Here is a 19,566-nt window from a genome sequence, read left to right as displayed (position 1 = left end):
GCCGGCCTACCGCAGTTTGAGGGTGGACAGTCCCACCAGGGCCAAAAGGATGGAGAGAATCCAGAACCGGATAATGATTTTGGATTCCGGCACGCCCATGAGTTCGAAATGGTGGTGCAGCGGAGCCATGCGGAAGATCCGCTTGCCGCCGGTCATCTTGAAGTAGCCGACCTGCAGGATGACCGAAACGGTCTCGGCCACGTAAAGCCCGCCGACCACCACGAGCAGCAGCTCCTGCTTGCACAATACGGCCAGGAAGCCCAAGGCTCCGCCCAGGGACAGCGAGCCCACGTCGCCCATGAAAATCTGGGCCGGGTAGGCGTTGAACCACAAAAATCCCAGGCCCGCGCCCACCAGCGCGCCGCAGAAAACCGTCACCTCGCCCACGCCGGACACCGGCATGACCTGGAGATAGCGGGCCATCTGGGCATGGCCGGCCACGTAGATGAAAAGCCCGAACATGGCGGCGTTGACGATCATGGGGCCGATGGCCAGGCCGTCCAGGCCGTCGGTGAGGTTGACGGCGTTGGACGCGCCGATCATGACCAGCATGGCAAAGGGCAGGTACCACAGACCAAGATCGGGCGTTAAGTGCTTGAAAAACGGCACGGCCAGCCGGGTGGAATACTCCGGGTCCAGAACCAGCAGCGCGGCGGCCACGCCCGAGACGACGACCTGGCCCAGGAGCTTTTGCTTGGGCGTCAGGCCTTTATTTTGCTTGCGCACTACCTTGGCGTGGTCGTCCACATAGCCCAGCGCCCCGAATCCCAGGAAGACGAACAGGGTCATCCAGACGTATTCGTTGGCCAGATCGCCCCAGAGCAGCACGCTGACCACGATGCAAAAGGCGATGAGCAGGCCGCCCATGGTAGGGGTGCCGGCCTTTTGCTTGTGGGCGGCCACGTCCTCGTGGATGTACTGGCCAAACTTCAGCCGGCGCAGCCAATCGATGAACTTTGGGCCAAAGACAATGGACAGAACAAGCGCCGTCAGCAGTGCCGCGATCGACCGGAAGGTGATGTAGCGGAAGACGTTTAAGGCGCTGAAATGCGCCACAAGCGGCACCAGCAAATAATAGATCATGCCGTGGCGTCCTTTTGGATGCTGTGGGTCAAGGCCGCCAGATACTCTTCCATACGCATGGAGCGGGAGCCTTTAAAGAGGTAGACGCCGCCTCTCAGTCCAGCCGAGGCGACGGTTTGGGTGAACATTCCCGGGGTATCGACCACGGCGAACAGGCCGGCGTAGCCTTTGCGGGCCAGTCCCTCGCCCACGGCCTGGGCATGGCCGCCATGATAAAACACGGCCTTGGCCCCGCTGGCGGCAGCTTCTTCGCCAAGCTTGCGGTGCTCGTCCTCGGCCTGGACGCCCATCTCGCGCATTTCACCAAGAACGAGCACCAGGGGCTTGCCCTGGGCGGCCTCGGCGGCGGCGGCGATGGCCCGGCGCATGGACAGCGGATTGGCGTTGTAGGTGTCGTCAATGAGCGTGTAGCAGCCGTGGCGGCGGCAAAAAAAGCGTTGTTCGGGCATGACGGCGGATTCCAGGCCCGTGGCGATCTGCTCTTCGGTAGCGCCGAGCAGGCGGGCCGAGGCGGCGGCGGCCAGGATGTTCTCGGCGAAGTGCCCGCCGGTCAGCGGGGTGACGACTTCGAGTTCCAGGCCGTCCAGGCGCAGGAAAAACCGGCCCCGGCCCTCGGACAGCGCGCCCTGGTACTTGGCCCGGTACGGGGCCGATCCGCCCTTGACCGACATGCCGCGCACGTCGGGGCGCACGGCCTTGGCCGCCGCCCACAGCTCGGGATAGTCCATGGAGGCCAGGGCCGTGCCGCCCGGACGCAGGGCGGCGAAAAGCCGCGACTTCTCGGCGGCCACGCCGGCCACGTCGATAAGCGCTTCCAGATGGGCCGGGCCGACGTTGTGGATCACGGCCACGTCGGGCTCGGCAATGGCGGCCAGGGGGGCCATCTCGCCCGGGGCCGAGATGCCAAGCTCCATGACCCACAGCCGGTCGGTTTCGCCGGCTTCCAACATGGACAGGGGCAGGCCGATCTTATTGTTGAAATTCTTGTAGTTTTTTGCCGTCGGCCCGACCTTGGCCAGGATGGCGGCGGTCAGTTCCTTGACCGTGGTCTTGCCGGCCGAGCCGGACACGGCCACGAGTCTGGCCTGGGCGCGCTCGCGCCAGGCCTTGGCCAGCTTGCCCAGGGCGGCCACGGTGTCGCGCACGAGCAGCACCGGCGTGCCTTCGGGCAGCCCGGCCAGGGGCCGGTCGGCCAGCACGGCGGCCGCGCCCTTGGACACGGCCTCGACGGCGAAATTGTGGCCGTCCAGGCGTTCGCCCGGGATGCACACGAAAAGGCTCCCCGGGGAAACGGCCCGGCTGTCGATGCGCACGGCCTCGATGTCGGGGTTGCCCCGCTCGCCCACGTCGCCCACGGCCCCGGTAGCGGCCAGGATTTCGGAGAGGGTCAGGCGCATCCGGTCAGCTCCCTCACGACGACGGCATCGGAAAACGGATGTTTGACGTCGCCGATCTGCTGATAGGTTTCGTGTCCCTTGCCGGCAACGACCAGCACGTCCTCGGGCCGCATTTCCGAAAGGGCCAGCTCGATGGCCCGACGACGGTCGGGTTCGAGGATGGCCCGACGAGCTTTTTTGAGGCCCGGCTTGACGTCCTCAATGATGGCCAGGGGATCTTCGTGGCGCGGATTGTCGGAGGTGAGCACAGCCACGTCGGCCAGCCGGGCCACGGCCGCGCCCATGAGCGGACGCTTGGCCCGGTCGCGGTTGCCGCCGCAGCCAAAGACCACGAACAGCCGGCCGGCGGTGAACTCCCGGGCGGCGGACAGCACGTTTTCCAGGGCGTCGGGGGTGTGGGCGTAGTCCACGAAAACCGCGCGGCCGGAAGGATTGGAGATGCGCTCCAGCCGGCCCGGCGCGCCGTGGCAGTCGGCCAGGGCGGCGAAGGTCTCCACCGGCCAGCCCAGGGCCAGGGCCAGGCCGCAGGCGGCCAGGACGTTTTGGGCGTTGTGGCGGCCGGGCAAGGGCGTGGCCACGGCGTAGCTGTCGTCGCCATAAGCGGCCACCAGCTCCTGGCCCTCCCGGCCGTGGTGCTGGATGTGGCCGGAGAGCAGCCGGGCAAAGCCCGTGGGCGGCACGGTGAGGCCGTAGCCGATGGCCTGGGGGAACTCGCGCAGGAGTTTCAGGCCCCAGGCGTCGTCAAAATTGAGGACCGCCGTCTCGGGCCGGGCCAGATAGCGACGGAAGAGCTTGGCCTTGGCCTCGAAATAGACGGCCATGTCCTTGTGGTAGTCCAGATGGTCCTGGGTAAGATTGGTGAAGGCGGCGGCGGCAAAGGACAGGCCGGCCAGCCGGTCCTGGTCCAGGGCGTGGGAGGAAGCCTCCATGACGGCCAGGGTGCAGCCGGAGCGGGCCATGGCGGCGAGATTTTCGTGGATGGCCAGGCAGTCCGGGGTGGTGAGCGTGGCGTCGTGGACCACGCCGGGCCAGCGGTAGGCCACGGTGCCCAGGACCCCGACCGTATGTCCGGCGGCCTGGGCCAGACGCTCGATCAGATAGCTCACGGTGGTCTTGCCGTTGGTGCCGGTGACGGCGACCACGGGCATGGCCATGGTTTCCGTGCCGAAGCGGGCGGCAGCCAAGGCGCCCAGGGCGGCCTGGGGATCGTCCACGGCCACGAGTCGGGCCGTGGCCCCGGCCGGCAGATCCTGGCCCGGTGCGGCCACGACGAAGGCGACGCCTTTTTCCAGAGCATCGACCACGTAGCGCGCACCGTCATCCTTGGAGCCGGCCATGGCCACGAAGACCCCGCCAGGGGTCGCCTTGCGGGAGTCGGCGGCAACGTCGACGCCTCCCTGGCGCACAGCGTCAAGGAGGCCCTGGAATGCAGCATTGTCGTGCAACGTCATCATCATACGTTCCCCGTCACGACGGCCTGGACAGCCAGAGCACGAATTCCGACGGTTTATCCCCGGGCCAGGGCGCCCCCGGAGCCGGACTTTGCTTGTTGACCACCAGTCCCTGGCCTTCAAGCTTGGGCACAATGCCCTTTTGGGCCAGGATTTCGACCACGCGCCGCAGCGGCATTCCCGAAAAATCCGGCACGGCATGGACTTCCACGGCCTTGGCCGTAGCCGGCTTGGACTGGGCGATGGCCAGGATCTCCTGGTCCGCCCTGGACGGCCCGGTCTGGGCGGCCGGCGTCGCGGCCGGCATCCCGGCGGCGGACGCGGCCGGAGCCTTGGCCAGCTGCACGGTTTCGGGCATCCGGCCGAGGTAGGACAGCATCCGCAGGGTCACGTCCTTGACGGCGGGCGCGGCGACCACGCCGCCGTAGTGGCTTGGCTCGGGTTCGTCAACCAGCACCATGACGATATATTCCGGACCCACAGCCGGAACAAAGGAAACAAACGAACCCAGATACTTGTTGCCGTAGCCGCCGTGGGCGGCGGCTTTCTGGGCGGTGCCGGTCTTGCCGCCGATCTCCAGGCCCGGGATCAGCGCGTTGCGCCCCGTGCCGTGTTCCTCGTGGACGACCTCGCGCATCATCCGCTGGACGGCGCGGGCCACGTCGGCGTCGAAGACGCGGTAGGGCTGGCGCTGGGGATTGGCCTCGTCGGGATCGGCCACCAGACGCAGGGGCTTGTACACGCCGTCGTTGGCCAGGATCAGGAAGGCCTGGGCCATCTGGACCGGGGTGACGGCCACGCCCTGGCCGAAAGAGCAGGTGGCCAGATCAAGAACCGACCAGTTCTTGAGCGGCCGCAAAAGCCCCTTGCCCTCGCCGGAAATGGGCAGGCCCGTGGGCCGGCCGAAGCCGAGCTTCTCGAAATAGGCGTGCAGCCGAGGAGATCCCAGCTGCAAGCCGATCTTGGCCGCGCCGATGTTGCTCGACACCCGCAGGATCATGTTGACGGGCAGCACACCGTAGGAATGGGTGTCCTTGATGACCTTGCCGGCCAGGCCGAACTTGCCGTTCTCGCAGTTAAACGTCGAGGTCGGCTTAACCGTGCGTTCCTGGAGGGCAGCGGCCACCAGCAAAGGCTTCATGGTGGAGCCGGGCTCCCAGACGTCCAGGGCGGCGTGGTTGCGGGCCACCCGGGGGCTTATGCCGCGCCCGACGTTGGGATTGAAAAACGGATAGTTGGCCATGGCCAGGATGTCGCCTGTGGGCACATGGACCACCAGGCAGGTGCCGGACTTGGCGTTGTTGTTGACCACGGCCTTTTCCAGCTCTTCCTCGGCGAAAAACTGGATCTGGGAATCGATGGTGAGCCGCACGTCATGGCCGTTGATGTCGGCCAGTTCCCGACCTTGGGAATCGAAGAAAAAACGTCGGCCAGCGGCGTCGCGCTGGACCACGTATTTGGCCTGGCGGCCGGTCAGGCGGGCATCGAAGGATTTCTCCATGCCTTCCAGGCCCACGTCGCCGACGCCGACGAAGCCCATGACCTGGCTGGCGAGATGGCCGTTGGGATAAAACCGGCCGAACTCCTTGTTGAAATAAACGCCCGGGAGATTGGCCTCGCGGATCTTGGCGGCGGTGCGGTCGCCCACGCGCCAGGACAGGTAGGCCATGCTGGACGGGCTTTGGAGCTTTTTCTTGACCCGCTGCTCCTTCATGTGGAGCACCTTGGCCAGGAAGGCCGCCGTCTTATCGACGTCGACGATCTCCTTGGGCCGCACGAAAAGCGCCTCGATCTCCACGCTTTTAGCCAGTAGCCGGCCGGTGCGGTCGTAGATCTCGCCGCGCGCGCCCTTGTCCACTTCCGAGGCGACATGCTGGCGCACGGCCTGCTGGGCCAGCTCCGGCCCGGCCACGATCTGCAGATAGCCGGCCCGGCTCCACAGGGCCAGCCAGGCCAACGCGAAAAAGACGCCCACGCAGGTGAGCTTGACCCGGCTCCAGTCGCGCACGGTGGCGTGCTGGCGTTGATCTTTGGGAGTCCTGCGCATGACGCGGCCCTGCCCTTGGGTAGCCCGGCCCGGGCCGGCTACTGTTCTCCCGCCGGGGCGGGCTTGAAGGGTTTGGGCTTGGGCGCGGCGCTTGCGGCCTCGGCGGCTACGGGCTTGGGCGACGGCTTGGCGGCGTCAACAGCGGCGGGTTTGGCGGCCTTGGCGGCGTCCACGGCAACAGGCTTGGCCTGGGCCTTGGCCGGCTCCACGGCCGTGGCGACCAGGGGCGAGGCCTCGATTTCGCCGTTTACGGCCACGCGACGGATCTGGCCGGGACGAGCCGGCCCGAGGCCGTGCTCCTTGGCCAGCTCACGCAGCCGGGCCGGGGTAACCAGGGTGTTGCGCTCCACTTCGAGCTTGGCCGAGAGGGTCTCCATCTCGTCGATCTGGCGCTGGATCTTGTTGAGCTCGTAAGCCAGGTCCACGCGCTCAATGTTGACCCACACCAGCCCCAGGCCAAAGGCCAGCAGCAAGGCGAGGCTGAAGGCCATGGAAATGGCCCATTCCTTGGAAAGCGTACCCATGAAAGCCCCCCTCTCCTTTACCCGGCGACGTCCGCTCCTGCATTCGGCAGCCGCTCGGCAACCCGCAGTTTGGCGCTGCGCGCCCTGGAGTTGTCCCGCACTTCCTCTTCCCCGGCCATGACGGGCTTTTTGGTCAGGATGCGCAACCTGGCCCGGTGCCCGCACACGCACACCACCTGCTCCCTGGGACAAATGCAGTCCGTGGCCTCGGCGCGAAAGGCGCGCTTGACCAGCCGGTCCTCCAGGGAATGGAACGAAATGACGGCCACCCGGCCCCCAGGGGCCAGGTGGTCCGGAATGGCTTTGAGAAAAGCCTCCAGTTCCGCCAATTCCTCGTTGACGGCCATGCGCAGGGCCTGAAAGGTCCGCGTGGCCGGGTGCTGGCGGGCCGTGGCCCGCCATTTGGCCGGATAGGCCTGCCAGACCACCTCGGCCAGACGGGCCGTGGTGGTGATGGCATCCTTTTCCCGGGCGCTGACGATGGCTCGGGCTATACGCCCGGCCTGCGGATCCTCGCCGTATTCGCGGATGATCTCGCAAAGCCGGGCGTACGAGGCCAGATTGACCAGCCCTTCGGCGGTCTCGCCGCCGTCCTCGACCCCCATACGCATATCCAGGGGGCCGTCGTGCAAAAACCCGAAGCCGCGCTCCGGGTCGTCGAGCTGCAACGAGGACATCCCCGCGTCCAGCAGCGCAGCGTCGACCTTCTCCCACCCCGCCTCGGCCAGGACGGCCGGGAACCGGCTGGACCGGGTGCGCACAAGGCGCACCCGGTCGCCGTAGGGGGCAAGCCGTCGCCCGGCTTCCGACAGGGCCTCCCTGTCCCTGTCGAGGCCAAGCACCTGCCCCTCTCCCCCGGCGGCTTCGAGCATCCCCCTAGAATGCCCACCTAGCCCGACCGTGGCGTCCAGAATTTTCATCCCCGGCCGAATGCCGAGGAGTTCGATGACTTCCCGTAAAAGGACCGGTTTGTGAATCGGCTGCCCTTCCATCGCCGCCTCCTAGAACCGCAACGAAACGCCGGAAGCGGCCATGGCTTCCATATGCGCGTTGAAGTTGGCGGCGGTCTGGCGCAAGCGCTCCTCGAAGCGGCCCTGGTCCCAGATTTCGAACTTCGTTCCCACCCCGGCCAGCACCATTTCCTTGTCCAGCCCCGCGTAAGTCCGCAGGTAGGGCGGGATGAGGATGCGCCCCTGCTTGTCCACGGTCACTTCCGTGGCCCCGGCGATGAAAAACCGTTCGATGTCCCGAAAGCCGGGCATCAGCGTGTTGCCAGCCCGAAAGCTCGCTTCCACGGCCTCCCACTCGGGCATGGGGTAGCCGGAGATGGCCCCGTCGAAGTTGTTGGTGAGCATCACGCGGCCATCGGGGACAAGACGAAAAATCTCCTCCCGAAATTCGGGCGGGAGCATCAGGCGACCCTTGGGGTCGAGGCTGCGATTGGAATGTCCCCGGAACACGGCCCCTCACTGGGGTGGCTCACCACTTCTTACCACCATTTCCCACATTCCATCCACCAATCACCCCCCAGTGTCAAGGACAAACCACCCTTTGACGGACACAAGCCCGGACGCCAGGCCATTTTTCGGCCTTTGGTGGGAAATGTTTTGTGATATCGGCCAGATTGCGAAAACGATGTGGGATATATGGATTTTTCGGCAAACACCGATCCTCGGGCGGGAGACGGCGCCGCAGGACGTCATGCCGTATTGCGAAGCAAGCCTTGCCAGAACGCAGCGGAACCCGTTAAGGGTCGCAAGTCACGGCATATTCTTCCCCCTTGCCGCATCGGGGGCATCAGCGACGGATTTTGACCCATGGAAGGGCATCATGCGCGACAGGGCGACCTTGGAAATTCCGGCGGGGCTTGAGGAAGAGTATTATCAAATCAATCCCGATATCCTGCAAAGCTTCAACAAGCTGCGGCCGCCGCTGAACATTTACCGTTTCCTGGAAAACGTGTCCCGCATTACGCCCTATTACAAGGTCGGCGACCGTCTTTCCAAGGAACAGGCCCAAGAGTTGGCCGATCTGGTGGCCGAAGGCGTCATCTTCGTGTCCCGGGCCGACCACGCGGTCTACGTCAAGCACATCAGCTACCAGCTCGATCTGGTGCTGCTGGATAAGCATCTCACCGAATCGGAGATCGCCGACATCTTCCAGATCGCCCTGACCCGGCGCATGGAAGCCTTTTTCGACCAGCCGGTGCGGCTGGTCTACGACAAGGTGCGCGAGGACGTGCTGGTGCTCACCGAGTACGTCTGGGAGGATTTCCACCGCACCCGCGCCCTGGCCAAGCGGCTGCACACGACCCACTGCCTGGCCAACCACGCCGTCAACTGCGGGCTGCTGGGCCTGCATCTCTTCCTGGCCGGCCAGTCGGACGGCTTTCGGGACCAGAAAAACGCCCGCCACATCCTTGACCGCTCCCTGCTCGGCATCTTTCTCCACGACCTGGGCATGACCCGGGTGCCGGCCATGATCCGGGACAAGACCAAGCCGCTTTTGCCTGACGAGATGCAAAAAATTAAAGGCCACACCATGGCCGGCTACGAGATGCTTACCCGCATCGACATCAAGTTTCCGGAAATGGAGCGGTGCGTGTCGGAACACCACGAGCGGCTGGACTGCTCGGGCTACCCGCAAAAGATCGGGGTGGGAACAATTTCGGAACTGGGGCTGTTGACCGGGGTGGTGGATTCGTTTTGCGCCATGATCGTCAAGCGGCCCTACGCCCCGGCCATGGAGCAGCTGGCCGCCGCCAAAAAGCTGTACGAAGACGCCAAGCGCTATCCGGCCGACGTGGTCAAACGGCTCATCGCCTTCCTGGCCGGCGGCAAATAGGGACGATTTCCCACTCGAGACGCTTTGTGACCGACGGCCCCGGCGCGCCTGGGGCAACGACGGCCCGACGCCAATACGCTTTTTCGCTTGAGGCCCCTCTTCCCGCCGGAAGAGGGGCCTGCGTTTTTTGAGGTCTGAAGGCGGATTGTCGGCTTGCCCGGGCCACCTGTGCCGGGAAGCCGCGACAAAACAGCAGCCCGGCGTCAGTAGGTCAGCACCGCGTCCGGGAAGGCGAGCGCCTCCCAGGGACGGCCGGCATGGCCGGCCGCGCGCTCCAGAAGATAGACGCCGCGCTGGAACAGCTCCCGGGCAAAGGACGCCTTCATCTCGAACCGGGCCGAGGTGGCCAGGGCCCGGGCCACGGCAAAGGTCAGGCGGGCCTCGAAGGTCTCGTCCCCCTGCTCGGCGGCAAATCCCCGGGCGAATTCCAGGAAACGCCGCATGGCCAGCTCCAACTGGCCGCGCGATTTGCGGTCGAAAAAGGGCAGCCGGAAATTGGAGGCCAGAAACACCGCCGTGTCCTGGGCGTAGTCGCCCTCACGGGAGCGGTGCAGATCAATATAGTGGATGCGCTGGGCGGTGTGGTCGTAGACGATGTTGTTGAGGTTGAAATCGCCGTGGAGCAGCACGGCAAACGGCGCGGCCAGGGTCTTCTCGGCCGCCTGGGCCGCCCCGAGCAGGGCGTCCAGGCCGGCGACGGCCTGACCGCCGATGTCCATGGGGCCGAAGGCGAGGTGGGGGTGCAGCCCGAACACGTCGTCCAGGCGGGCGCGCAACTGGGCCATGGCGTCGGCCGCGACGGGCCGGCGGACAAGGGTTTGCTCCCACAGTCCCCCCACCGTCTGGGTGACCAGGAAGCAGGCGTTTTCCACGATCTCCCGGTCGGCTGTCAGCACCACTTCCTGGACGTTGCAGCCGCCCAGGTACTCCAGGAGCATGGAGGCCGAATCGCCGTCGGTCTGAAATGCCTGGATGCTCGGGGCAAGACCAGGCGACAGGCGCTGCCAGCGCTCGATGTTCTCTTTTTCCTTGGCCAGCTTGTCGGCATTGCCTTCCTTAAAAAGCACGCCCTTGGAACGCGCCCCGTGGCCCTCCTGGACCCGGCCGATGCGGCAGCCTGACCGGGTGCCCCAGATGGAATGGAAATCCCCTGGGGTGATCGGCGTTTCCTCGCCCAGCTCCAGGGTATCCTGCAGGGCCTGGTACTGGTGGATCTTGAGTTTCTCGCCCAGGGCCGCGAAAATGACGGCCTCGCCGATGTTGAGCAGGGCGTCGCCCATGCGTTCGAGATAGCGGAAAATATTGAAGCAAGAGATGGCGTTTTCCGGGGACTCGCCCTGGCGCAGATCCCCCAAAATGGCGTCGAAGGCTTTCTTGAAATGGTCATCCAGGGCGAACTCAGCCCGGCAGATGCGCAGGGCCAGCTTCACGTCCTGGCGGGTGAGCGCCTGAAAGACCAGCCCCAGGGCCTTGTCCACGTCCACGAAGGGGGCGCGGTAGTCGTAGCGTTTGATAAACGCTGGTTCGGTCAAATACTGCATCTGCGAGACGATGTTGACGGCGTAGTCCGCGATGCGCTCCAGATTGATGTTGATGATGTTGGCGGCGCGAACGAGATCGAGCGTGCGCTTGTTGCGGTCGGTGGAACCGTGGATGCGACCCCAGCAGGCGTTCTCGATGACGCTCTTGAGATTGTCGATATAGTCGTCACGACTTTCGATACGCTTGATGCACTCCTGGTCCGGCCGCTCCACCACATTGAGCGTGCTGGCCACCTGTTTGGAGACCTCCAGGACCATGAAGCGAAAATTCTCTTCAATGCCTTCCAGAATGCGCATGACCGCTCCCAGGGGATTGTTCCAAGGTCCGCGTCCCGAGTGTTCTCGAAACCGGCCTGAAACAGAGCATACGGATAGATCTTTTCACGACGCCTGACGCTACGCAGTCAACGCCGCGTCAGGACTGACCGCCCGGGGCGATGGTCAGGGCGTCGTCCTCGGCGTCCTCGGCCGAGGTTTCGCGCCAGGAAAACTTGAGGTGCAGCTTCATGCGCCCGCCCGTGGACTTGGCCTCGACCAGAAAGCCGAGCATGCCCGAGGGATGCAGCACCACCTCGCCTTCGCGGCTGCCCAGGCGCAGTTCGCCGGCGGCGAATCCGGCGGTGATGGCTTCGAGATAGCGCCGCAGGGTGTCGGCGTCCTGGGTGGATTCGTATTTGAAATGCGTTTCCTTATCCACGTCGTGATCCTTTGGCGCGGCGCGCCGGGCAAAGGCCGCATCCGGGGCAGGCCGGCAGACGGTCTGGCGCGCCTACTGGCCGTCAGCGTTTATGGCTTTTTCCATCAAGAGAAAGGGCATCGAGGGTGCGCCAAGCTAGCCGGAGAGCCGGTCACGGTATTCGGCGATGACCTTGCGCCGGCTCATGCCGTTGATGATGAGGCTCTTGCGGATGCTGAAGTCGTGCCAAGCCGGCTGGAGGCCGATTTCCCGGGCGGCTTTTTCCGGGTCCTGCTCGGCCAGGGGCCGGGTCTTTTCGCTCATGTGGCAGTCGTCGCCCATAAAGACGAGGATGGGGCGCTTGCCGTGCCAACCCATGTGGTTGCGGCGATTGACCACGTTTATCAGAAACTCGGTGTACTGCTGGGACTGGGGGTTCCAGACCTCGATGCCGTCCACGTCGTAGTCGGCCAGGAGAATGGGCCAGAACTGCTCGGGGTGGGGGATGACGATGCCGGCCCCAAGGGACCGGGCTTCTTCGATGACTTCGGTGGCGCGGTAGAAATAGGACAGGGAGAATTCTTCCTTAACCAGATCCTTGACCGCCTTGGCGTAGACCTGGGCGCGATTTATGAGCCGGTCGCCGTAGCGGGCGCGCTTGGCGTCGAGGAAGTTGCGCACGAGCTTGTTCTTGTAGACGTCGTCGGGCAGCTCGGCCTCGTGGGCCAGGATCAGACTTTTGATCTTGGCGGCCTGGACGCGCACGAAGGCGACGAGTTCTTCTTCGGCGTTGGTGCGGCCGGCGGCGCGCTGGCGGCGATCCTCGAAGGCCGGTTCGACCAGGGCGTCGAGGTATTCGAAGAGCTGGGAGGCCCGGTAGCGGTGGGTGTGGCGCAGCATGGACTTGAGCACGTCGGCCCGCTCCATGTCGAGGCCGTGAAAATGGAGCAGCAGCTGGACCTTGCGATTAAATCCGCTGGAATAGCAGTCCACCTCCACGCCCTGGAAGCCGTCGTAGTCCATGAGCACGTTGTGCTGGGTGGGCACGATGAGTTCGTCCACGCGGTTGGGATAGAGCGTGTCGATACGTTTTTTGAGCAGTTCCATGGGCACGTGTTCGGGGTGCCAGTGGACGGCCAGGACGTATTCCTGGCGCGGATAGGCCCGGACCGGCGAGACGATGCGCTCAATCTGCTCGGGGGAGAGGCTCACGTCGTTTATGCGCAGAAAATCGCTTTCGTCCTCCTCGCCCACGGCCGGGTCCAGGGCGGCGGGGTCGATCTCCAGGCAGCGGGCTTCAGGCTGGATCGGGGAATCAGGCATGGCGGCTGTGACACTCCTTTTTCAGGCGATCAAGGGCGGCGGCCGAGGCGGTCAGGGCGGCGACGTCGCCGGCGGCCTGGGCCTGCTCGAAGCGGTCCACCTCGGCGTCATAGGCGGCGTAGTAGGCGTCGCCCTTGCCGGGATAGCGGGTCATGAGGCGCGAGTCGGCGACGAACGAAGCGGCCACGCCCGCATCCGGGGCCGCGCCGGCCAGCAAGGCGTCGCGGATGGCCCGGAAGGTGGACTTCATGCGTTTTTTGAGGCCCTTGTAGCGCGGCAGGCCGTGCGGGACGGGCTCATCCGGGCGGTCCTTGGCCGGCGAGTCGCCGCCCAGGAGGCCCGGGGCCTCGGGATAGCGCAGGGTCACCTTGAGTTGGGAGGTAGGGCCGCCGTGGCGGACGGAAATCTTGAAGCTGGCGCAGTCGGCCAGTTCGACGGCTTCCCCGTCGATGACGAGCAAGCCTTCTCCGGCCCGGGCCACGACTTCGGCCAGGGCGCGCGGGACCTCGTCTCGGGGCAGGGTCTTTTCGATTCGGCGTTTGCGCGATCCGTGCATCGTGTCCTCCTGCGGCCGGCGACCGTTGAGCGGCCGGCGATTTGCGGCAACTCTACGATAGGACGATGACGGTTTGATGGCAAGGCGGACCGCAACTTTCCCGGCTCCCCCCCTTTCCCTGACCTCTCCACGCCCAATGCCCTCCTGAGGCCGAGGGAATTATCCCTCGTTTCCGCGCCTACCCCGCCCGCTTGTGGCTCCCCCGCCCGCCACGGACGGCCAGGGGGTCCGGGGGGATTATCCCCCCGGCGGGTGCAGGGCAGCGCCCTGCCGGGTCACGGGCAGCGCCCGTGCGGGTGCAGGGCAGCGCCCTGCCGGGTCCAGGGCAGCGCCCTGGCCGGGCTAGCCCTTGGAGCGGCTGCCGGGGGTGGACATCATATAGATCTCGTGGGGATCAAGGATGAGCACCACCGAGCCGTCGCCCATGATGGTGGCTCCGGAGATGCCGCGCATGTCGAACTCCGAGAGATACGTGCCAAGGGGCTTGATGACGATCTCCTGGCGTTCCAGGAGGCGGTCGACGATGAGCCCCAGGCGGCGTTCGTTGTCCTGGAGGATGACGATGGGCACGATCTCCTGGGATTCCTCGGCGCGGGGCAGCTCCAGGATCTCGGCCAGCTCGACGATGCCGAGCACCTCGCCACGCAGGGTCACGGCCTTGCGCTTGTTGACCTCGGTCATGCGCTTGACTTCGATCTTGGTGGTCTCGGAGACGGAATCCAGCGGCAAGGCGTAGGTCTGGCCGGCGACGACGACCATGAGGGCGTCGATAATGGCCAGCGTCAGCGGCAGGGCCAGGGTGAACTTGGTGCCCTTGCCCACTTCGCTGGTGACGTTGACGGTGCCTTTCAAGTTTTTGATGTTGGTGCGCACCACGTCCATGCCCACACCCCGGCCGGAGATGTCGGTGATGGTCTCGGCCGAGGAGAAGCCGGGCATGAAGATGATGTCGATGGCGTCGCGGTCGTCGAGGGCCTTGGCTTCCTCGGGGCTCATGAGATTCTTGCGCACGGCCACTTCGCGCATCTTGGCCGGGTCGATGCCCTTGCCGTCGTCCTCGATCTCGATGGCCACGGAGTTGCCGCGGTGGTAGGCGCGCAGCCAGACCCGCCCGACGGGCGGCTTGCCGGCGGCGATGCGTTCGGCCTCGGTTTCGATGCCGTGGTCCACGGAGTTTCGGATGAGGTGGACCAGCGGATCGCCGATGACCTCGACCACGGACTTGTCGAGCTCGGTTTCCTCGCCTTCGGTGACGAGGTTCACTTCCTTGCCGGACTTGCGCGACAGGTCGCGCACCAGGCGCGGGAAGCGGGAAAATACGGTGGACACCGGCACCATGCGCACCTTCATGATGGTGTCCTGCAAATCGTCGGAAATGCGGGCCATGGCGTAGGTGGTTTCGGTGAGCTGCTGGCCGATGTGGGCCCCTTCGGTCTTGCCCTCTTCCAGGGCGCGGGCGAGCATGGCGAAGCGGTTGCGGTTGATGATGAGTTCGCCGATGAGGTTCATGAGGTGGTCAAGCTTTTCGTGGTCCACGCGGATGGTGGAGGACACCTTGGGCTTGCCGGCCTCGCCCTGGGCGGCCTGGGCTTCGGGCTTGGGCGCGGGCGCGGGTTTGGGGGCCGGGGCCGGCTTGGGCGCGGGCTTGGGCGCGGGCGTCGGCGCGGGCGTTGGCTTCGGCGCGGGAGCCGGTTCGGGCTTGGGCGCAAGCGCAGGTTCGGGCACGGGTTCCGGCTCGGGCTGGGGCGCGGCAACGATATCGGGTTCGGGCTGGGCCGCGGGCTCGGGGGCCTCTGCCGGCTGCGCCTGGGCGGCCGGTTCGGCGACCGGGGCGGCGGGAGCCGGGGCGGCGGGCGCGGCCCGCAGTTTCGGCAGGGCGGCGGCGATCATGTCGGCCAGGATGGAGCATTCCTGGCGCAGCATGTCGAGGAGCAGATCAAAAGGCAGGTCCTGTTTGCGCCCCTGGTCCACCAGCCCGGCAGTGCGCTCGGCCAGGGTCTTGAGGTCGGAAAGGCCCATGTAGCCGGAAGAATTCTGGATGGTGACCAAGGCCCGGTAGAGGCCGTCGATCATCTCCTTGGACTGAGGATCGTCGGCCAGTCCGGCCAGGGCCTGAGTCATGTAGGTGATCTGCTGTTCGATGGTCGACTCGAAGACGGCCACATCCTCGGGATCATAGGCCGTGTTCGAGGCCGGCGCGTCCTTGGCCGGTTGGGGAACCGGCGCGGGCGCGGGTTCCGGTTCCGGCGCGGGTTCCGGCTCCGGCTCGGGTTCCAGCTCCTCGGGCTGGGCCGGGGCGTCGGGATCGGCCACATAGCCGTCTTCGCTGGCCTGCTTGAGACGAGCGACCAGGGGCCGGATGTCCAGTGGCGTGGCCACGGAGGTGCCCACATCAATGGCGGAGATGAGGGCCTCGACCTGATCGACCACGGCGAGCAGGAGATCGACCATGGCCGGGGTGGCGATCATCTCGCCCTTGCGCACACGGTTGAGCAGGGTCTCGGCTTCGTGGGTCAGGCCGTTTAATTCCTTGTGCCCGATGATGCCGCTGTTGCCCTTGAGGTTATGGAAATAGCGGAAAATGTCGTTGATGCTTTCATTGGGTCCGTCGCCAGTGGCTTCGAGTTCAAGCAGGGCGGCGTTTAAGCGCTCAATGATTTCCCGGGCTTCCTCCATGAAATCGGCCATATGGCCTTCGCCTATGGAGGTGAGCTGATAGGCGTCGGGCACGAAGGGGGGCAGATCTTCGATGCGGATGACGGTCTTGGCCGGCATGGCGGCCGGCGGCGCGGGCGCGGCTTCGGACTCGGGCTCAAGCGCCGGCTCAGGCTCGGGTGCGGGGGGCGCGGCGACCCCGCCGGGCGCGGGCGCGTCCTCGGCCGGAAAGTCGCCGGCGGGGACGGACGGCGTCTCGGGCGTCGGCAGGGGACCGCCTTCGAGGAGGGCGGCGATGCGGGCGATGGTGGGCGCGGTTTCCACGTCGCCTTCGGCCCCGGTCTGTTCGAGATTCTCGATCATGGTGCGCAGGATGTCCGTGGCCGAAAGGATGACATCCATGATTTCGGGAGTGACCGGGATGTTGCCCTTGCGCAGTTCGTCGAGAATGTTCTCGGCTTTGTGGGCCAGACCGTTGATGGCGTTTAGGCCCAGAAAGCCCGAGGCCCCCTTGAGGGAGTGCATGGGCCGGAAGATGTCGTTTAAAAGGCTCAAGTTGCCGGGATTTCGTTCCAGCTCAAGGAGATTGGGCTCGATGGTTTCGAGGTGCTCCCGGGCTTCGACGATGAAGTCGGCAAACAATTCCGGATCCATGAAATCCTGGCTCATCAAGGCACCTCGCGGCGTTTTTTCGGTCTGGTCGCCGTCTTAACCCAAAAGCATCTTGACGTTGCGCACCATGATCTCAGGCTGGGCGGGCTTGACCATATAGAGGTTGGCCCCGATGGACAGCCCGACATGGATGTCGCGTTCCTCGCCTTCGGTGGACAACACCACGATGGGGATGTCGCGGTAGAGGTCCTGCTCACGGACGGTCTTGATAAAAGTGATGCCATCCATGCGCGGCATATTGATGTCGGTAATGATGAGATCGACCTGCTGGTCGGTGTAGAGCTTCTCCAGGCCGTCGAGACCGTCCTCGGCCGCCGTGACCTTGAAGCCCTCCTTGCGCATGATAAAGGCCACAAGGTTGCGCACGGTCTTGGAATCGTCCACGATCAGAATATGCTTCGGCATCTCTGCCCTCCTCAACTCTTCAAAACCTTTTGGAACAGGCTGTCAACGGAGAGGATTTTCACCAGGCGCTCGCCGACCTTCAGCAAACCGAGCACCATGTCCGAGGCCACGCCCACACGGGCCTCGATACCCCACTCCACATCATCCCCCGAGGCCTGATGCATGGTGCTGATGGCTTCCACCAACAGTCCCACGAGCATTCCCCGGCAGCGGCAGACGATGACGAACCGCTGCTCGGCGCAATCGCCGCACAGATCCATGATGCGCGCCAGATCGACCATGGGAGCCACCCGGCCCCGCAGGTTGGTCACGCCGGCAATGTGGGCCGGCGCGGCCGGCAGGCGGGTCAGCGGCATGGCCCGCAGCACCTCCTGGACCTGGGCGATGGGCACGGCCAGTTCCTGGCCGGCCACGGTGAAGCCCACGAGCTTGAGTTCCCGGGCCTCGGCCAGGGCGGCTTCCAGGGCGGCGGCGTCCTCGACGTCGGCCGACTCTCTGCCGTCGCCCGGCGCGGGGTCCGGCGCGGGTTCCCCGCTGACCGTCACCACCGCCGCCGGCCGGGACAGCCCGGACCGGGCCAGGGCGGCCTCGAAATCATCTCCCATGTAGCGGGAGAGAAAGGCCCGTTCGGCCTCGGAAAACGTGCCCCCGCCCTGCTCCGGCAACAGCACGGACTGCTCGAAATACTGCTCCAGGCTCGGACTCACAGGGCCGCGACCTCCTCGGCAAGACGGGCATATTCGCCCGCGCCCCGGCAATCCGGGGCCAGTTCCTGAACCACCTTGCCGGCGGCGCTGGCCTCCCGGAACTTGGTGTCGAGGCCGATGACCGTTTGAAACATGCGTTCTCCGAATTTGTCGCGAAGTAGCGCCAGCACCCGCAGGCAGGCCTTGGCCCGCCGGTCGAACATGGTGGCCAGGGCCCGGTAGGCGATGGGCCTGGGCAGCACCCGGTTGAGGGCCCGCATGGTGTCAAACAGGTGGCGCACGCCGTGCAGGGCCAAAAAATCCGTCTGAATCGGGATGATAAGCAAATCGGCCGCCACCAGGGCGTTGACCAGCACCACCCCGGTATGCGGCGGACAGTCCAGCAACACGTGGTCGTAGCCCGGTCCCGATTCCAGCGCCTGTCGCAGCACGATGCCCTTGCCCTTGCGGTCCTTGAGGTCCAGGTCCAGGTCCGCCAGCCGGGGGCAGCTCGGGGCCAGATCGAACAGGCCGCTGCCCGGTTGCCGGATCACCTTGTCCCAGGGGGCCTGCCCGGCCTCCTGGGCCAAAAACAGGTCCGCCGCCGAAGCGGCCAGGCCCTCGGGAAACACGCCCAGATGGGCCGAGGCGCAGCCATGCGGGTCCAGGTCCATGACCAGCACCCGCCGGCCGGCCAAGGCCAGGGCCCCGGCCAGGGACAAGGCCGTGGTGGTCTTGCCGACCCCGCCCTTCTGGTTGGCTACCGCCAGTATCCGGGCCACCGCGACTCCCGCGACCGCGCGGCCGCCCAAAACGTCATGTGCCCACTACTCCTCTTTGCTGTAGATGATGGCCCCGGGGTAATGCTTGGGACGAAAAGCCCGGGAAATGTTGTGCAGCGACTCGGAATGGCCGATGAGCAGCTGGCCGCCGGGCAGCAGATTGTCGTAAAAGGCGGTAATGACGTTTTTTTTCATCTCGTCATCAAAATAAATGATGACGTTGCGGCAAAACACGATGTGGGAACGCTCCACGCGCTTGAGCTGCATCCGGTCGCTCAAGTTGATCTGCCCGAAGCTCACCAGCCGCTTGACCTCGGGCTTGAGCTTGAAGTTCGCGCCGTCCGGGGTGAAATAGCGGGCCACGATCTCTTTTGGCGTGGTGCGCAGGCTGTAGTCGCTGTAGACGGCCTCCCGGGCCTGGGCCAGCACGGCCTCCGAAAGGTCGTTGGCCGTGATGCGTATATCCCAGGCGGGCAGCTCGGCGCGCAGCACCTCGTGGAGGATGATGGCGATGGTGTAGGGCTCCTCGCCGGTGGAGCAGCCGGCCGACCAGATGCGCAGGCGCTTTTGGCGCTGGGCCTTGAGCTTGTCCAGCACGTCCTTGAGCACCATGTCCTGGAAGACCTTGAGCTGGGGCGGGTTGCGGTAGAAGCTCGTCTCGTTGGTGGTGATCACCTCAAAAAGCCGATTGAGCTCCTGACGCCGCCCGGCGTCGTACTGGAGAAAAGCATGGTACTCGGCGAAGCTCTTGAGGTTGAGCTCCTTGATCCGGGTGGCCAGGCGGTTTTCCACCAGGTACTTGCGGTTGTCGGCCACATAAATACCGGACTGGGCGTAGATGAAATCCCGCAATTGCGCGAACTCCGCGTCGGAGATCTTGAGTTCCTTGCGCAGGGAAATCGTCTTGGAAAAAAGCGAGGTCAT

Annotated in this window: 17 protein-coding genes; 1 reads left to right on the top strand and 16 read right to left on the bottom strand. The window is 65.4% G+C overall.

All coding sequences use genetic code 11. The features are described from left to right. Positions 1 to 6: 6 nt before the first annotated feature. From mraY to mraZ, 7 genes are read right to left on the bottom strand one after another with little or no spacing between them, the layout of a single operon-like run. Positions 7 to 1,083 carry a phospho-N-acetylmuramoyl-pentapeptide-transferase gene (mraY, locus tag C3Y92_RS05305; protein ID WP_129350257.1) on the bottom strand — a complete coding sequence of 359 codons (1,077 nt, stop codon included), beginning with the start codon at positions 1,081 to 1,083 and terminating at the stop codon, positions 7 to 9. After that, the gene (locus tag C3Y92_RS05300) at positions 1,080 to 2,480 is read right to left on the bottom strand and encodes a UDP-N-acetylmuramoyl-tripeptide--D-alanyl-D-alanine ligase (protein WP_129350254.1); all 1,401 of its coding nucleotides are present in this window, start codon (positions 2,478 to 2,480) and stop codon (positions 1,080 to 1,082) included. Before C3Y92_RS05300 ends, mraY begins: the two co-directional genes overlap by 4 nt. After that, positions 2,471 to 3,934 (bottom strand): UDP-N-acetylmuramoyl-L-alanyl-D-glutamate--2,6-diaminopimelate ligase, encoded by a 1,464-nt coding sequence (locus C3Y92_RS05295; protein WP_129355796.1) that lies wholly within the window; start codon positions 3,932 to 3,934, stop codon positions 2,471 to 2,473. The genes C3Y92_RS05300 and C3Y92_RS05295 overlap by 10 nt, the downstream gene beginning before the upstream one ends. 13 nt (positions 3,935 to 3,947) lie before the next feature. Further along, positions 3,948 to 5,978 carry a penicillin-binding protein gene (locus tag C3Y92_RS05290; RefSeq protein ID WP_129350251.1) on the bottom strand — a complete coding sequence of 677 codons (2,031 nt, stop codon included), beginning with the start codon at positions 5,976 to 5,978 and terminating at the stop codon, positions 3,948 to 3,950. 38 nt (positions 5,979 to 6,016) lie between these two features. After that, the gene (locus C3Y92_RS05285; protein ID WP_129350248.1) at positions 6,017 to 6,502 is read right to left on the bottom strand and encodes an FtsB/FtsL family cell division protein; all 486 of its coding nucleotides are present in this window, start codon (positions 6,500 to 6,502) and stop codon (positions 6,017 to 6,019) included. 17 nt (positions 6,503 to 6,519) lie between these two features. Next, the gene (gene rsmH / locus C3Y92_RS05280; RefSeq protein ID WP_129350245.1) at positions 6,520 to 7,494 is read right to left on the bottom strand and encodes a 16S rRNA (cytosine(1402)-N(4))-methyltransferase RsmH; all 975 of its coding nucleotides are present in this window, start codon (positions 7,492 to 7,494) and stop codon (positions 6,520 to 6,522) included. Positions 7,495 to 7,503: 9 nt separating this feature from the next. Further along, positions 7,504 to 7,962 (bottom strand): division/cell wall cluster transcriptional repressor MraZ, encoded by a 459-nt coding sequence (mraZ, locus tag C3Y92_RS05275; RefSeq protein ID WP_015861977.1) that lies wholly within the window; start codon positions 7,960 to 7,962, stop codon positions 7,504 to 7,506. A gap of 370 nt (positions 7,963 to 8,332) precedes the next feature. Between mraZ and C3Y92_RS05270 the strand changes: the two genes are divergently transcribed. Further along, positions 8,333 to 9,346: an HD-GYP domain-containing protein gene (locus tag C3Y92_RS05270; protein ID WP_129350242.1), complete on the top strand. Its 1,014-nt coding sequence runs from the start codon at positions 8,333 to 8,335 to the stop codon at positions 9,344 to 9,346. A gap of 203 nt (positions 9,347 to 9,549) precedes the next feature. On the opposite strand, the gene C3Y92_RS05265 is transcribed toward C3Y92_RS05270, so the two are convergent. The 9 genes from C3Y92_RS05265 to C3Y92_RS05225 form a co-directional block, all read right to left on the bottom strand. After that, positions 9,550 to 11,184 carry a PhoU domain-containing protein gene (locus tag C3Y92_RS05265; RefSeq protein WP_129350239.1) on the bottom strand — a complete coding sequence of 545 codons (1,635 nt, stop codon included), beginning with the start codon at positions 11,182 to 11,184 and terminating at the stop codon, positions 9,550 to 9,552. A gap of 118 nt (positions 11,185 to 11,302) precedes the next feature. Next, positions 11,303 to 11,584 (bottom strand): amphi-Trp domain-containing protein, encoded by a 282-nt coding sequence (locus tag C3Y92_RS05260; RefSeq protein WP_006921996.1) that lies wholly within the window; start codon positions 11,582 to 11,584, stop codon positions 11,303 to 11,305. 135 nt (positions 11,585 to 11,719) lie between these two features. Continuing rightward, positions 11,720 to 12,886: a hypothetical protein gene (locus C3Y92_RS05255; protein ID WP_129350236.1), complete on the bottom strand. Its 1,167-nt coding sequence runs from the start codon at positions 12,884 to 12,886 to the stop codon at positions 11,720 to 11,722. Further along, complete coding sequence (locus C3Y92_RS05250) at positions 12,879 to 13,442, bottom strand: GAK system XXXCH domain-containing protein (protein WP_129350233.1); 564 nt, start codon at positions 13,440 to 13,442, stop codon at positions 12,879 to 12,881. The genes C3Y92_RS05255 and C3Y92_RS05250 overlap by 8 nt, the downstream gene beginning before the upstream one ends. A 342-nt stretch (positions 13,443 to 13,784) precedes the next feature. Beyond that, complete coding sequence (locus C3Y92_RS05245; protein ID WP_129350230.1) at positions 13,785 to 16,766, bottom strand: chemotaxis protein CheA; 2,982 nt, start codon at positions 16,764 to 16,766, stop codon at positions 13,785 to 13,787. Positions 16,767 to 16,805: 39 nt separating this feature from the next. Further along, complete coding sequence (locus C3Y92_RS05240) at positions 16,806 to 17,174, bottom strand: response regulator (RefSeq protein WP_006920412.1); 369 nt, start codon at positions 17,172 to 17,174, stop codon at positions 16,806 to 16,808. 11 nt (positions 17,175 to 17,185) lie between these two features. Continuing rightward, a complete protein-coding gene (locus tag C3Y92_RS05235) occupies positions 17,186 to 17,881 on the bottom strand; it encodes a chemotaxis protein CheW (protein WP_129350227.1) in 696 nt (231 codons plus the stop codon). Continuing rightward, positions 17,878 to 18,642, bottom strand: coding sequence for a ParA family protein (locus C3Y92_RS05230; protein ID WP_129350225.1), 765 nt, complete (start codon positions 18,640 to 18,642; stop codon positions 17,878 to 17,880). The genes C3Y92_RS05235 and C3Y92_RS05230 overlap by 4 nt, the downstream gene beginning before the upstream one ends. Positions 18,643 to 18,687: 45 nt before the next feature. After that, positions 18,688 to 19,566: a CheR family methyltransferase gene (locus C3Y92_RS05225; protein ID WP_129350222.1), complete on the bottom strand. Its 879-nt coding sequence runs from the start codon at positions 19,564 to 19,566 to the stop codon at positions 18,688 to 18,690.

It is taken from the genome of Solidesulfovibrio carbinolicus (assembly GCF_004135975.1).
Taxonomy (GTDB): Bacteria; Desulfobacterota; Desulfovibrionia; order Desulfovibrionales; family Desulfovibrionaceae; genus Solidesulfovibrio; species Solidesulfovibrio carbinolicus.
The sequence above is the reverse complement of the archived record's forward strand: the minus strand, read 5'-3'. Positions and strand labels throughout refer to the sequence as shown.